The organism is Polaromonas sp. P1_E11 (assembly GCF_056405995.1).
In genome coordinates this window covers 60,337-73,607 of the sequence record NZ_JBFUBA010000002.1, presented here as the reverse complement: position 1 = coordinate 73,607, position 13,271 = coordinate 60,337, and the positions used below count along the sequence as shown (strand labels likewise).

General features: G+C 62.5%; 12 protein-coding genes. 4 read left to right on the top strand and 8 right to left on the bottom strand.

Translation table 11 applies throughout. The features are described 5' to 3' along the window. Nucleotides 1–49: 49 nt before the first annotated feature. From AC1D11_RS07825 to phnD, 4 genes are all read left to right on the top strand, one after another. Complete coding sequence (locus AC1D11_RS07825) at nt 50–2,254, top strand: ABC transporter permease (RefSeq protein ID WP_477646546.1); 2,205 nt, start codon at nt 50–52, stop codon at nt 2,252–2,254. Between the two features lie 149 nt (nt 2,255–2,403). Continuing rightward, nucleotides 2,404–3,105 carry an HAD family hydrolase gene (locus tag AC1D11_RS07820; RefSeq protein ID WP_477646547.1) on the top strand — a complete coding sequence of 234 codons (702 nt, stop codon included), beginning with the start codon at nt 2,404–2,406 and terminating at the stop codon, nt 3,103–3,105. 93 nt (nt 3,106–3,198) lie between these two features. Beyond that, nucleotides 3,199–4,245: an ABC transporter ATP-binding protein gene (locus AC1D11_RS07815; RefSeq protein ID WP_457280455.1), complete on the top strand. Its 1,047-nt coding sequence runs from the start codon at nt 3,199–3,201 to the stop codon at nt 4,243–4,245. After that, nucleotides 4,223–5,263, top strand: a complete 1,041-nt coding sequence (phnD, locus tag AC1D11_RS07810) for a phosphate/phosphite/phosphonate ABC transporter substrate-binding protein (protein WP_477651086.1) — start codon at nt 4,223–4,225, stop codon at nt 5,261–5,263. Before AC1D11_RS07815 ends, phnD begins: the two co-directional genes overlap by 23 nt. A gap of 32 nt (nt 5,264–5,295) precedes the next feature. On the opposite strand, the gene AC1D11_RS07805 is transcribed toward phnD, so the two are convergent. The 8 genes from AC1D11_RS07805 to AC1D11_RS07770 all read right to left on the bottom strand — a co-directional run bounded on the left by AC1D11_RS07805 (nt 5,296) and on the right by AC1D11_RS07770 (nt 13,218). Then, nucleotides 5,296–6,174 carry a sugar phosphate isomerase/epimerase family protein gene (locus AC1D11_RS07805; protein WP_477646549.1) on the bottom strand — a complete coding sequence of 293 codons (879 nt, stop codon included), beginning with the start codon at nt 6,172–6,174 and terminating at the stop codon, nt 5,296–5,298. A 36-nt stretch (nt 6,175–6,210) separates the two neighbouring features. Then, nucleotides 6,211–7,101 carry an NAD(P)-dependent oxidoreductase gene (locus tag AC1D11_RS07800; RefSeq protein ID WP_477646550.1) on the bottom strand — a complete coding sequence of 297 codons (891 nt, stop codon included), beginning with the start codon at nt 7,099–7,101 and terminating at the stop codon, nt 6,211–6,213. Between the two features lie 4 nt (nt 7,102–7,105). Beyond that, the gene (locus AC1D11_RS07795) at nt 7,106–7,807 is read right to left on the bottom strand and encodes an SDR family NAD(P)-dependent oxidoreductase (protein WP_477646551.1); all 702 of its coding nucleotides are present in this window, start codon (nt 7,805–7,807) and stop codon (nt 7,106–7,108) included. Between the two features lie 11 nt (nt 7,808–7,818). Continuing rightward, the gene (locus AC1D11_RS07790; RefSeq protein ID WP_477646552.1) at nt 7,819–8,784 is read right to left on the bottom strand and encodes a Bug family tripartite tricarboxylate transporter substrate binding protein; all 966 of its coding nucleotides are present in this window, start codon (nt 8,782–8,784) and stop codon (nt 7,819–7,821) included. Nucleotides 8,785–8,850: 66 nt separating this feature from the next. Next, nucleotides 8,851–10,104, bottom strand: coding sequence for a dihydrodipicolinate synthase family protein (locus AC1D11_RS07785; RefSeq protein WP_477646553.1), 1,254 nt, complete (start codon nt 10,102–10,104; stop codon nt 8,851–8,853). A gap of 63 nt (nt 10,105–10,167) precedes the next feature. Beyond that, nucleotides 10,168–11,331 (bottom strand): Gfo/Idh/MocA family protein, encoded by a 1,164-nt coding sequence (locus AC1D11_RS07780; RefSeq protein ID WP_477646554.1) that lies wholly within the window; start codon nt 11,329–11,331, stop codon nt 10,168–10,170. 97 nt (nt 11,332–11,428) lie between these two features. Further along, nucleotides 11,429–12,409, bottom strand: coding sequence for a Bug family tripartite tricarboxylate transporter substrate binding protein (locus AC1D11_RS07775; protein WP_477646555.1), 981 nt, complete (start codon nt 12,407–12,409; stop codon nt 11,429–11,431). Nucleotides 12,410–12,567: 158 nt separating this feature from the next. Then, nucleotides 12,568–13,218 (bottom strand): TetR/AcrR family transcriptional regulator, encoded by a 651-nt coding sequence (locus AC1D11_RS07770; protein ID WP_477646556.1) that lies wholly within the window; start codon nt 13,216–13,218, stop codon nt 12,568–12,570. Nucleotides 13,219–13,271: the final 53 nt, after the last annotated feature.

Below are 13,271 nucleotides of genomic sequence, written 5' to 3'. Positions count from 1 at the left end.
ACCTTCAACCCAAAGAGCTGCCGATCCAGCTCGACCCTTCGCTACTCCTATGCCAGTCCAAATCACTGAACGAACCCAGCGGGCGATATACGTCTGGGTGCTCATCGGCCTTGCCGCTTACCTGGCGCTGCCGTGGTACTACCTGCAAAGTGGCTCGCTGCTCTTTGCCATGCCCAGGCTCTTTGCCGACCCCGTGACGGCCAATGGCCTGACGCACGCTGCTCTGCTTGGTCGAAGCTGGCTGTGGATGGGTGTGGCCGGCTTGCTGGTTGCGGGGGTCGGTGCCTGGTTGCCGGCCAGCAGGCTTCAAGGCGGCGTGCTGATTGCAGGGGCCGTGATCGGCCTGCTGGGGTTGGGCGTGAGCGGATTCGTGATCGGGGCCACGGGGTGGTCTTACGAGTGGCTCAATGCCGCGGTGGGTACGCTCCCGCAAGGCCAATCCGGCATTGGTTGGGGTGGCTTTGTGGTCCTGGTCTGTCTGGTCATGTTGCTGGGTTCGGGTATCGCCCGTCTGGGCTATTTTCGTGGTGACGTGTTTGTAGCCGCCACGGTCGTGGGGTGCGGTGCGCTGCTGTCGCTGTTTGTGGTGTTTCCGGTCGCCAAATCCTTGTCTGCTGCTTTCTATGCCGAAGACGGAGGTTTCGCCCTGGGGGCTGTGTGGGAGCGAGTCGGCACGGCGCGTGTGTGGGGTGTCGGCTGCCTGGGAGGCGGGACCAATTGCGGCGTGGCGTGGAATACCCTGTACCTGGCGTTGCTGACCGCGGCCGGCACCACCGTGCTGGGCACGATGATTGCGCTCATCGCGGAGCGTAGCGCCAGCAGGCGCCTGCAGAAACCGCTTAACGCCCTGGCCATGCTGCCCATCATCACGCCACCGTTTGTCGTGGGCCTGGGTTTGATCCTGCTGTTTGGCCGGGCCGGCATCGTCAACCAGTTGATGGAATGGTCTTTCGGCGTCACGCCCACCCGCTGGTTCTATGGGGTATTCGGCGTCTGGCTGGCGCAGCTGTTTGCGTTCACACCCATTGCCTTCATGATCATGCGCGGCGTGGTGCAAGGCATCAGCCCATCCCTGGAGGAAGCTGCGCAGACCCTGCGTGCCAGCCGGATGAAAACCTTCCTGACCGTCACACTACCGCTTCTGGCGCCTGGCCTGGCCAATGCGTTTCTGGTGGGGTTTATCGAAAGCATTTCCGATTTCGGCAACCCCATCATTCTGGGTAGCGGCTATGCAGTCCTTTCAACGGAAATCTTTTTTGCCATTGTGGGCGCTTCACTGGACCAGGGTATGGCCGCGGCCCTGGCCCTGGTGCTGACGACGTTTGCATTGACGGTCTTCTTCGTGCAGCGGCGCATCCTGGGTAAAACCAGCTTCACAACCGTTTCCGGTAAAGGCGACGCTGGCGTGCCCATGGCACTGCCGACAGGGGTGCGCCGCCTGTGCACCTGGGTCGCAGGCCCCTGGCTGGTCTTCACGATGGTTGTCTATTTCTTCGCTTTCGCGGGTGGGTTCGTCAAAGTCTGGGGGCGCGATTACACGCTGACCCTGGTGCACTTCAAAACTGCGTTTGACATGCAATGGGGGGAACGTGGCCTGGTTTGGGCAGGAACTGCCTGGGCCTCCCTGTTCAATACCATCACGCTTTCGGCCATTGCGGCGCCTGTTTGCGCGAGCATCGGCTTGCTGATTGCCTGGTTGCTGGCGCGGACCGAATTCAGGGGCAAGGCCCTGTTTGAGTTTTCCGCTTTGTTGACGTTTGCCATTCCCGGCACGGTGCTGGGTGTCAGCTACATCCTGGCTTTCAACGTGCCGCCAGTGGAGCTGACGGGTACCGGCCTGGTCATTGTCCTGTGCTTTGTGTTTCGCAATCTGCCTGTCGGGGTTCGGGCCGGAACGGCATCGTTCAAGCAGCTGGACCGGTCCCTCGACGAAGCCTCCGTCATGCTGCGGGCCAGCAGCCTGACCACCTTGCGCCGTGTGGTGTTGCCTTTGCTCAAGCCCGCCCTGGTGGCCGCGCTGGTCTACAGCTTCGTGCGCTCGATGACCACGGTCTCTGCCGTCATTTTTCTTGTGACAGCCGAATACGAGCTGGCCACCACTTACATCATTGGCAGGGTAGGGAATGGGGACTATGGCGTGGCGCTGGCGTACTGCACTGTGCTGATCGTCCTGATGTCCATGGCCACGGCATTGATTCAGTTCCTTGTTGGTGAACGCAAGCTGGGGCGGCGCACGGTAGGTGCCAACCGGTAGCCCATATCAGCGACCACTCCGGGTCAATCATTTTTATGTAAAGGATATCGATCAATGACTCAGGCACATATCGGGTTAAAGGGCTCTGCCAGGCGCTGTGACGAAGCCGTCGGACTTTTCATGGAAGCGCATTCGATGCGGGGTGTGCGATGACCGCGGCCGGCCGCCTTGGTGCCCCGAGGACAGACGCGCTGATTTTTGACATGGACGGCACCATGGTCGACTCCATGCCATGGCATGCCAGGTCTTGGGGTGAGTTCGCCAGGCGGCACGGCATTGAGATGGCGCTCGACGACATCCTCAGGCGTACTACCGGGCGCACCTGCGTGGAGTGCATGAACGTATTGTTCAAGCGGGACATTGAAATTTCCGAGGCACTGCTGCTGGTGGCTGAAAAAGAAGGCCTTTATCGAGAGATGTTCGCGCCGGTGTTCGCCGAGGTTGCGGGCTTCAAGGCCTTTGCCGCGTTGGCCAAGGCGCAGGGGCTGAAGGTGGGTGTGGGAACCGCTGGTGACCAGCACAACATCGCATTTGTCATGGCCGGGCTTGCCATGGCGTCCCCGCCTCATGCCGTTGTGGGTGGCGACGAAGGCCTGCCAGGAAAACCCGAGCCCGCCATATTTCTGGAGGCTGCGCGCCGCATGGGGGTTGCGGCGGCCGGCTGCATCGTGTTTGAAGATGCGCCCTTTGGCATAGAGGCCGCACGCCGCGCCGGTATGCGGGCCGTGGCAATCTGCACCAGCCACAGCGCCGAAGAGCTCTCGGGCCCGCACGTGATAGCCAGCGTGCACGATTACAACGAACTCATCGATAGCAATTTTTTGGGAAAACTACATGCGGCCGCTGCGTGACGGGCGCAGACCCGCAATGGAAAAACTGCCTGACGGTACCGCTTCTTCTTCGCCTCCTTTCCGTTCTTTCATACAAACAAAGAAAGTCTGCTCATGAGCCAACTCGGCATTGAATTCAAGAACGTGCAAAAACGTTATGGCAGCGACCCGTCGCCCCTGGTGGTCAAAGGAATCAGTTTTACCGTTCCCAAGGGCACGTTGACGACGATACTGGGGCCTTCAGGCTGCGGAAAGACCACGACGCTGCGCATGATCGCCGGACTGGAGACGCCCAGTGCGGGCCAGATCCTGATCGACGGCCGCGACGTGACCCATCTCGGACCCGCCGAGCGCAACGTCAGCATGGTGTTCCAGAGCTATGCCTTGTTCCCGCATATGAGCGTGCTGGAGAACGTGGGTTACGGCTTGAGCGTCAGCGGTGTCCATGCCAAAGAGCTGCTTGAGCGCGCGCAGGTCGCCATGTCGGCGGTCGGTTTGTCCGGCTATGACGACCGCTTGCCCAGTGAGCTGTCCGGCGGGCAGCAGCAGCGTGTAGCCGTCGCCCGTGCCTTGGTGCTGGAGCCGTCAGTGTTGCTGTTTGACGAGCCGCTCTCGAATCTGGATGCGCGGCTGAGGCGCTCCATGCGTGAAGAAATCCGGGGGCTGCAGCAGCGCCTGGGACTGACCGTTGCTTATGTTACGCACGACCAAAGCGAGGCCCTCGCCGTCAGTGACCAGATCATTGTCATGGACCAGGGGGTGATTGCCCAGGCAGGATCCCCTTCGGAACTTTACGAGCGACCCAACAGCGAATTTGTTGCCGGATTCATGGGCGAGGCCATGCTGTTTCCAGGGGAGGCGTTTGCGGACGGCCGGATTCAGCTGGGGGCGTTGCGCGTGAAAGCCCTGCATCCCGTCGAGCCCGGTCTGGTGAAAGCGGCCATTCGTCCTGAAGCCTGGACGATTGCACCGCCCGGAGATGAAGGTTTGCCCGGTGTGGTTTCCAAGAAAGCCTATTTGGGCAGTGTCCGCGAGTTCACCGTCGACACCAGCTTGGGCTCCATCTTTGTCGTGTCTTCGGACGCGGCATCCGACTGGTTCCAGGGTGATGCCGTAACCCTTCACCTGCCCGAACGGGGTGTTTCTGTTGTTTCAGCCTGATGGAGAAAATGATATGAGCCTTCAACGTCGAATTGCCCTCCATGGTCTTGCCGGGCTGTGCGCCGGGCCACTGCTTCCTTCACCAGTGATGGCGCAGCCTGCTGCAGAGCCAATGCTGGTATTTGGTTTGATATCGCCCAGGGCGGCTGCGGAGACCCGCGCGAGCTGGGAGCCCTTCGTCAAACTCCTGGGCGCGGCCATCCGCCGTCCGATTGATCTGCGTGTCTATGAGTCGCAGGGCGCGCTGGTAACCGCCTTCATTGGTGGAGAAATAGATCTGGCCTGGATGGGCAATGTTCCTGCTCTGGATGTGGTGGCCTCGGGCGCCGGTGGCGTTTTTGCGCAGATGGTCACGGGGGATGGCAGCGTAGGCTACAAGTCCATCCTGGTGACCCATCGCAGTTCGCAAATCGAGGCGCTCAAGCCGTTGATCGAAAAGGCCGCAGGCCTGCGCTTTGGCGATGGCGATCCCAAGAGTACGTCGGGGCATCTGGTGCCGCTGTATTTTGCTTTCACCAAGAACGGCGTGAGCAGGCCCGCGGAAATTTTCAAGTCAGTGGAGACAGGGAGCCACCAGCAAAACCTGCTGAAGGTATCGAAAAAGCAAATTGATGTGGCGACGGCCAACAATGAAGAGCTTGCATTTTTTCAGCGCGACTTTGCGGACCTTGCCAGGGAGGTAAAAGTCATCTGGGAATCGCCCCTCATACCGCAATCCCCATTGCTCTGGAAGGCAACGCTGCCTGACCCGTTGAAGGCCTCCATCCGGAAGTTCGTCGTCGGGTTTGCAGAGAGCGATCCTGCCGAAAAGCGCATCCTCCTGGCTGTTAACGGCTTGTCCCGGTTCCGGTCTTCCAGTAACCGGCAACTGATTCCCATTGCCGACCTGGAAATGTTCAAGACACGCCAGGCCATCAACGACGACAAAACACTTTCTGCGACTGAACGGCAGACCCGGATTGCGCAGGCGATAGAGCGAGGTTCGCGTTTGGAGCTCCGCCTCAAGATGGTCATCTAGCAGCCCATCTGCCGGCAGGATGAAGAGACTCTTTACACCGCGCTGCGATGCCGGGCAATGCAGGTATCCAGCACCTCGCCGGCTTCCCTCTGCCACCAGTTGCCGGTGGAAAAAATCTCCACCTCGCTGTAACCCGCGAACCCTTGCGCTTCCATCCAGCCGCGGATTTTCGGGATGTCAATCACACCGTCTCCCATCATGCCGCGGTCGTTCAGCAAATCGGCCGTGGGTGTCAGCCAGTCACAGGCGTGGAAGGCGAGCAGGCGTTCCTTGCCTGCCCGTTCGATTTGCGGCTGCAGCTTCGGGTCCCACCACACGTGGTACACGTCTACTGCCACACCGAGCGCGCCGCTTTTTGAGGGGTCGAGGGCATCGCAGACGTCGAGTGCGTGCTCCATGGTGTTGATGCAGGCGCGGTCTGCCGCATACATGGGGTGCAGCGGCTCGATGGCCAGCGGCATGTTGCAGCTTCTGGCGTAGTCGAGCAATTGGGCAATGCCATCGGTGACCTGGCTGCGCGACAGCGCCAGGTCTTTGTGTGCGGCCTTGCCGGCCAGCGCACCGGGCAGGCCGCCCACCACCAGCACCAGGCAAGCGGCCTTGAGTTCGCAGGCTTCATCGACCGCGCGGCGGTTGTCGTCATGCGCAGCCTGCAGGCCGGCGGCGTCGGCTGCGGGGAACATGCCGCCGCGGCAGTAACCGGAGAGTTCAAGCCCGTGGGTTTTGACGAGTTTAGAAACAGCGGGCAGGCCGGCGGCCGCGACCTGGTCGCGCCACGGCGAAATCGCCTTGATGCCGCGCTGCACGCAGGCTTCGATGATGGTGGTCAGCGGCTGCTCGACGCCGCGGCTTTTGCGCACGGTCGCGGTGTTGATGGAGAGCCAGCGGTGGTCCTGGGAAAAGTTGCGCATGAGATGGATTAGGTGGCGGGTTGGGTGTCAGTGAAGTCAGTTGGACGGTGGTGCGGTTTTCTGCCGGCGCAGTTCGCGGATGATGGCCGCGTTGTCGAGCTCGCCATCGCCGGCGGCAATCGCTGCGCGCATCAGCGCTGCATGGGCTTCGGACAAGGGCAGTTTCTGGCCTTGGGCCGCGGCACGGTCAATCATCAGCCTGACATCCTTGAGATGCTGGTGGATGCGTGACTGCGGCGCAAAGTTCCCGTCCACCATCATCCGGCCCTTGGCCTCGGCCGCGCCTGACGTGGCCGGGCTGGCCAGCACCAGCGCCAGGAACTGTTCAGGGGGAATGCCCATGTTTTCGGCGAAGACCATGCCTTCAGCCAGCGCCGCCCGGTTCAGGCCCAGCACCAGGTTGGTGGCCAGCTTGGCCTTGGCACCCATGCCGGCGCCGCCGACGTGGATGCGTTTACCTGAAATAGCGGCCAGAACGGATTCGCACGCCTGCAATGCCCCGGCCTCGCCACCCAGCAGCAGGGTGGCTTCACCGGCCGCTATCTGCTGGCTGGAGCCCGAGAGCGGCGCTTCGACGAAGTTGATGCCGCGTGCTGCGAGCCGCGCGGCCAGGGCCGCGAGTTCGTGAGGTGTGCCGGTGGAGCAGTCGATGATGCTGCGAACGCCGAAGACGGACAGCAGGCCGCCCGGTCCTTCGACCACCTTGAGCACATCATCGGTATTGAAGACCGCCAACACCATGCAGGAAGCCGCATTGGCAACTTCGGCCAGGGAGCCGGCAGCGCGGCCGCCTTGGGCGGTGAGGGCCGAGCGGGCTTCTTCGCGCAGGTCAAAGCCGGTGACCTGGAAACCGGCGGCCATCAGGCGCTGCGCCAGCGCGGTACCGACGAGGCCCAGACCGACAATGCCGACAGCGTTTGCGGCCATGCCTTCACGCCGCAAGCGACGCGCCTCCGCAGATCTGGATCTCCTGGCCAGTGATGGCCGCGGCGTCGGGTGAGAGCAGAAAGGAGACCAGCGCGGCAATCTCCCGCGGCTGGATGAGGCGGCCCAGCGGCGGCAGCTTTGGCGGGACCGTCGTTCGCGCCGGGTCGGCAAGCATGGCTGTTTCGGTGGCGGCCGGGGACACCACATTGACGGTGACACCCGAAGCCACGGTTTCAGCCGCCCAGCTGCGTGCCAGGGCCACCAGCGCGGCCTTGGTGGCCGCGTACTGGCTGCGGCCTGCCATGCCGCGCGCCACGCGGCTTCCGACCAGCACCACGCGGCCTGCGCCCGCCTGTGCCATGGCGGGTACCACCAGGTTGGCGATGCGCATGACAGCATCCACGTGAAGCTCCCACATCAGCGCCGAGTCTTCACCGGAAAGCGCACCAAGCGGGCCCACGCGCAGCACCCCGGCAGCGTGGATGAGCGCTTGTACCCCGCCCGCTGAGCGCACAGCACGTTCCGTCGCTTCGGTGTTGCACAGGTTGACTTCGGTGGAGGAAAACGCCGGATGCACGATGCGCGCGGGCGCAAGGTCCAGTCCGACGACGTCCCAGCCCTGGTCAAGCAGTGCCTGCGCAATGGCCAGGCCAATGCCGGAGCTGCTGCCCGTGACCAGGGCGCGTTTCACATCTTCAGTGGCCATGGTTGTGCATGTTACTCAACACGGATATTCCCGTCCGTGATGATCTTCTGTGAGCGCGCCATGTCGCTGTTCTGGAATTTCGCGAAGTCCTCCGGTGTGCCGGGCGTCAGCACCAGGCCTTGCTGGAGGAGTTTCTCGCGCATGTCACTGGCCAGCGCCTTGTTGGTTTCAGCGTTGAGTTTCTGCGTGATGTCAGCCGGCAGCTTGGCCGGTCCCCATAGGCCGTACCAGCTGTAAAACTCGTAACCGGGAATCGTCTCTGCCACGGTTGGCACATCAGGCAGGTTGGGGACGCGCTTGTCGCCGGTGATGGCAACGACGCGCAACAGGCCGCTCTTGTGGTACTGCAACGAGCCGAGGATGGGGTCGATAAAGCCGTCGATCTGGCCGCCAATCAAATCCTGGAACGCCGGCGCCGTGCCCTTGTAGGGCACCACGGTGTATTCGATGCCGCCGGCGCGCTTGAGGAGTTCGGTCGACAGGTGGCCGGCCGAACCGATGGAGCCGACCGCAAACGTCATCTTGCCGGGGTTGGCCTTGGCATGGGCAATCAGCGACTTCACGTCGGTGATCGGCAGGTTCTTGTTGATGGCAATCGACAAGGGCGCCTTGGCAACGAGCGAGACGGGCGTGAAGTCTTTCACCACACCGTAGGGCACGGACTTCATGGTCATGGGTGCGGTGGTGAAAGTGGAGGCATTGAAGAGCAGGGTATAGCCGTCCGCAGGCGCCTGCGCGACCACGTGCGCGCCGATGGTGCCGTTGCCGCCCGCACGGTTTTCCACCACAAAGGGCTGGCCCATCTGCTCACCGAGCTTTTGCGCCAGTTGCCGGCCCACCGCGTCCAGCGTGCCGCCGGGCGGGAAGGGGATGATGACCTTGACCGGGCGGCTGGGGTAAGCCTGCGCCGCGGCGCCGAAGGCTGCGGCTGCGAGGGCTGTGGCCAGGGTGGCCTTGAGGAAAGTGCGTGTCTTCATGGTTTGTCTCCAGGGGGTGTTATGAGAGGTCAGGGGAAGCTTCTGGTGGCTTCTTTGCTGTGTTTTCTACTGAATTCCGTGTAGCGCCAGTAGCGTCTTCATGCGTTGGGTCGCGAGTTCAGGATGCTCCAGCAGGTTGGCGGCATCGGCCAGGCGGAACAGCTCGGCGAAGTGCTGCAGCGAACGCGTGCTCTGTTGCCCGCCGACCATGGTGAAGTGCTTCTGGTGGCCGTTAAGCCAGGCCATGAAGACGACGCCAGTTTTGTAAAAACGCGTGGGCGCGGCAAAGATGTGGCGCGACAGCGGCACGGTGGGGCCGAGGATGGCGTGGAATTTCTCGACATTGCCTTGCGCGAGTTCGCCTAGCGCGGCGCTGGCGGCCGGTGCGATGGCGTCGAAGATGCCCAGCAGGGCATCGCTTTGCCCGTGCATGGCTTCCTTGCCGAAACCGTCGCCGGCAATCAGCTCGGCGTAGTTGAAGTCGTCGCCCGTATACATGCGTACGCCCGAAGGCAGGCGCCGGCGCATGGCGATTTCCTTGTCCTTGTCGAGCAGGGAGATCTTGATGCCGTCGACCTTGTCGGGGTGGGCGTTGATGATGCCGAGCGCCGTGTCCATGGCTTTTTCGACATCGCTGCTGCCCCAGTAGCCAGCCAGCGCGGGGTCGAACATGTCGCCCAGCCAGTGCAGCACCACGGGTTGCCTGGCCTGGCTCAGGATACGGTCGTAGACGCGTTCGTAGTCCGCCGGACTTTTGGCGACACGGGCCAGCGCGCGGCTGGCCATGACGATCAGCTTGCCGCCGAGTTTTTCAATTGCGGCCATCTGCTCTTCGTAGCCGGCGATGACTTCATCGACGCTCTTGACGTTTTCCAGCACCAGGTGGTCGGTGCCGCAGCCGGAAGCGACCAGCGCGCCCGGCACGTCTTTGGCGGCGTCGAGTGAGCGGCGGATCAGCTCCAGAGAAGTGGGCCAGTCCAGGCCCATGCCGCGCTGCGCCGTGTCCATGGCTTCGGCCACGCCCAGGCCCAGCGACCACAGGTGACGGCGGTAGGCGATGGTCGTGTCCCAGTCGATCGCACAGTTGACCCAGGGATCCACTGCGGCCAACGGGTCGGCCACCACGTGGGCGGCCGAGTAGGCGATGCGGTTGAACGCCACGGCGCCGGGCCGCCCCAAGCCGGTGGCCACCCCCCCGGGGGGCAGCGAAGCGTGGGGGCCAACAGTTTTGCCCGGTGCCGGCCTCACCGGTGTGCTGCCTTGCAACGTGTAAGGCCGCAGGCCGCCCACGGCGACAGGCAGCGAAAGGGTTAAAGCCATGAATCTACCTTTTTTGTATGAAAAATATGCCTCTGGCCCTTATCTGACGGGCGCAAGCAGCTATCAAACTTGTAGCGCGGGGACGTCCACCCAGCGGCGCTCTTTCCAGCTTTCGAGTGCGGCTTCGACCAGCTGGACGCCTTTGGCGCCTTCGGGCAGCGTCCATTTGTAGGGCTCGTTTTCCACCACGTGGCGGATGAAGTGTTCCCACTGGATCTTGAAACCGTTGTCGTAGGTCTGGGTGTCGGGCACTTCCTGCCACTGGTCAGAGAAATTCATCGTCTGCTTCTCGTCCGGGTTCCAGACCGGGCGTGGCGTGTTGACGCGCGACTGGGCCTTGCAGGAGGAGAGGCCGGCGACCGCCGAGCCATGCGTGCCGTCGACGTGGAAGGTGACCAGGTCTTCGCGGTTCACGCGGGTCGCCCAGGACATGTTCATCTGGGCAATCACCGGCTCGCCGCTGTGGCCGACCAGTTCGGCCGTGGCGTAGGCTGCGTCGTCGGCGGTGGCCTTGTAGGGCTTGCCGGCCTCGTCCCAGCGTTCGGGAATGTGGGTGGCGCCTATGCAGGAGATGGACTTGACCTCGCCGAACAGGTTGTCCAACACGTAGCGCCAGTGGCACATCATGTCCAGGATCATGCCGCCGCCGTCTTCGGTGCGGTAGTTCCAGCTGGGGCGCTGGATGGGCTGCAGGTCGCCTTCGAACACCCAGTAACCGAACTCAAGCCGCACCGAGAGCATCTTGCCGAAGAAGCCTGCGCGGCGCAGCATGTCGAGCTTGCGCAGGCCGGGCAGGAAGAGTTTGTCTTGTACGGCGCCGTGTTTCAGGCCGGACTTTTCAGCGAGGCGGGCAATCTCGACGGCTTCGTTGAGGTTGGTGGCAATCGGCTTTTCGCAGTAGACATGTTTGCCGGCGCGGATGGCTTTGGCCAGCAGGGTGGGGCGCATCTGCGTGGTGCCGGCGTCGAAGAAGATGGTGTCGTCCTTGTTCTTCAGCGCCTCGTCGAGGTCGGTGCCCCAACGCGCGAGGCCATGGGCTTTGGCCAGGGCTTCAATCTTTTCGGCGTTGCGGCCGATCAGGATCGGGTCGGGCATGACCTTGTCACCGTTGGAGAGCGTGACGCCGCCCTGTTTGCGGATCGCGACGATGGAGCGGATCAGATGCTGGTTCATGCCCATGCGTCCGGTGACGCCGTGCATGATGATTCCTAGTCGTTGAGTAGCCATGGGGTCCTTTGAGGAGGTGAAAAATGCGGCGGCCTCACCTGGGTCTGGCCAGGGGTGTTGAAGAGTGCCGGGGACGCTGCGGGAAACTAAGCGGGTGTTATTGGGTGGGCTGCAGGCCGGCGGCCTTGACCAGCACGGCGTTGCTCTTGATCTCGTCCTTGATATAGGCGTCGAACTGCTCGGGCGAGAGTGTCCAGGCGTCGGCGCCGAGGGCGGCGAAGCGTTCCTTGACTTCGGGCGTGTTCAGGGCTTTCACCACTTCGTCGTGCAGGCGATTGACGATGTCGCGCGGCGTCTTGCCGGGGGCCATCATGCCGATCCAGAAGTTGAACTCCGAGCCAGGAACGCCTGCTTCTGCCGTGGTGGGAACCTGGGGCAGGGCGCTGGCGCGTTTGGGCGAACCGACCGCAAGGGCCACGAGCTGGCCGTTCTTGATCTGGCCGATCACCGGTGCGATCGGCGAGAAGTAGTAGTCGACGCGGCCGGACATGACTTCGGTCACCGCTTCGCCGGATCCCTTGAAGGGAATGTTGGTGGCTTCGATTTTGGCGGCGAGCTTGAACTTCTCGGCGTTGAGGTGGGTGGCGCTGCCCTGGCCGGCCGAGGCAAAGTTCATGCTACCGGGCTTGGCGCGCGCGGCGGCCAGCAGTTCCTGCAGCGTCTTGATGTTCTTCGAGGGCGACATCACCAGCACATTGGGCGTGCTCGAGATCGGCGTCACGCCCGTGAAATCGCCCACGGTATCGAAGGGCAGCTTGGCGAAGGTCGAGGGGCTGACCGTGTGCGAGGACGAGTGGATCATGATGGTGTAGCCGTCCGGCGCGGCCGTGGCCACGGCCTGCTGGCCGATGGTGCCGCTGGCGCCGCCGCGGTTGTCGATCACCAGCGTCTGGCCCATGCTCTGGCTCATTTTGTCGGTGATGGCGCGGGCAATGATGTCGGTCGTGCTGCCTGCGGCAAAAGGCACGATGACACGGATGGGCTTGTTGGGGTAGGCGCCCTGGGCGCTGGCCACCAGGGGTGACAGTGCAGCCAGGCAGCTGAGGCTGACCAGCGCGGCGCGACGTGCGAATTTCATGTACTTGTCTCCTGAAAGGGGTCATTGAAGGACTGCGAAAGACCTGTCATGCCGCCGGTGTTGTTTGGGTACCGGAATGCAGTTTACGCTTAATTCACCATTAAGTGAATTACGAATTGTAAAAATGACCTCGACGTTGCGTCAATGACCGCTCAGGATCAGTTTCTAAGGACATACCCTAGGATGACTTCGCACATGTGCGAGAGCCGTTCGTGGCGGGCTTTGGGTGTCATGAGATCGCGCCCGAAGATGGCCGATAGCGTGTGGTTGTTCGACAGGTAGAAATACGACATCCCGGCGATGGATACGTAAAGCTGGACCGGATCGATGCCGCCGCGAAACAGCCCGTCCGCGCGTCCGCGCTCAAGGATTTCCGCCAGCGTCTGGACCAGGGGCGAGTTCATTTCCTGCACGCGGCTGGACATGGCCAGGTGCCGTCCCTGGTGCAGGTTTTCACTGTTGAGGAGCGTCAAAAATTCCGGGTGGGCGATGTAGTATTCCCAGGTGAATTCCGTGAGACGGCGGATCGCCTGCGCCGGATCCATGTCGCGCAGATGCAGCTCGGTTTCTGCTTCTCGGATATCGGCATAGGCCTGTTCAAGCACTGCCAGGAAGAGCTCGTCCTTGCTCTTGAAGTAGTAGTAGATCAGGCGTTTGTTGACGTCGGCGCGCTCGGCAATCCGGTCTACCCGCGCACCACCCAGGCCGTGTTGCGCGAACTCGTCGCGAGCGGCCAGCAGGATGGCCAGTTGGGAGCGGTCGGCATCGCGCGAGCGGGGTTCGGCGGGCTTCGTTTTGGGGGTCGGCATGGCGAGAATTTAACTGTTTGGTGAATTAAAGCAAGAATCCTGGCGCGATAGCG

Bases quoted from the DNA above. Each gene is read 5' to 3' on its own strand.
- AC1D11_RS07825 (WP_477646546.1), top strand. From the start codon at position 50: ATGCCAGTCCAAATCACTGAACGAACCCAGCGGGCGATATACGTCTGG.
- AC1D11_RS07770 (WP_477646556.1), bottom strand. From the start codon at position 13,218: ATGCCGACCCCCAAAACGAAGCCCGCCGAACCCCGCTCGCGCGATGCC.
- AC1D11_RS07820 (WP_477646547.1), top strand. From the start codon at position 2,404: ATGACCGCGGCCGGCCGCCTTGGTGCCCCGAGGACAGACGCGCTGATT.
- AC1D11_RS07775 (WP_477646555.1), bottom strand. From the start codon at position 12,409: ATGAAATTCGCACGTCGCGCCGCGCTGGTCAGCCTCAGCTGCCTGGCT.
- AC1D11_RS07780 (WP_477646554.1), bottom strand. From the start codon at position 11,331: ATGGCTACTCAACGACTAGGAATCATCATGCACGGCGTCACCGGACGC.
- AC1D11_RS07805 (WP_477646549.1), bottom strand. From the start codon at position 6,174: ATGCGCAACTTTTCCCAGGACCACCGCTGGCTCTCCATCAACACCGCG.
- AC1D11_RS07785 (WP_477646553.1), bottom strand. From the start codon at position 10,104: ATGGCTTTAACCCTTTCGCTGCCTGTCGCCGTGGGCGGCCTGCGGCCT.
- AC1D11_RS07815 (WP_457280455.1), top strand. From the start codon at position 3,199: ATGAGCCAACTCGGCATTGAATTCAAGAACGTGCAAAAACGTTATGGC.
- AC1D11_RS07790 (WP_477646552.1), bottom strand. From the start codon at position 8,784: ATGAAGACACGCACTTTCCTCAAGGCCACCCTGGCCACAGCCCTCGCA.
- AC1D11_RS07800 (WP_477646550.1), bottom strand. From the start codon at position 7,101: ATGGCCGCAAACGCTGTCGGCATTGTCGGTCTGGGCCTCGTCGGTACC.
- AC1D11_RS07795 (WP_477646551.1), bottom strand. From the start codon at position 7,807: ATGGCCACTGAAGATGTGAAACGCGCCCTGGTCACGGGCAGCAGCTCC.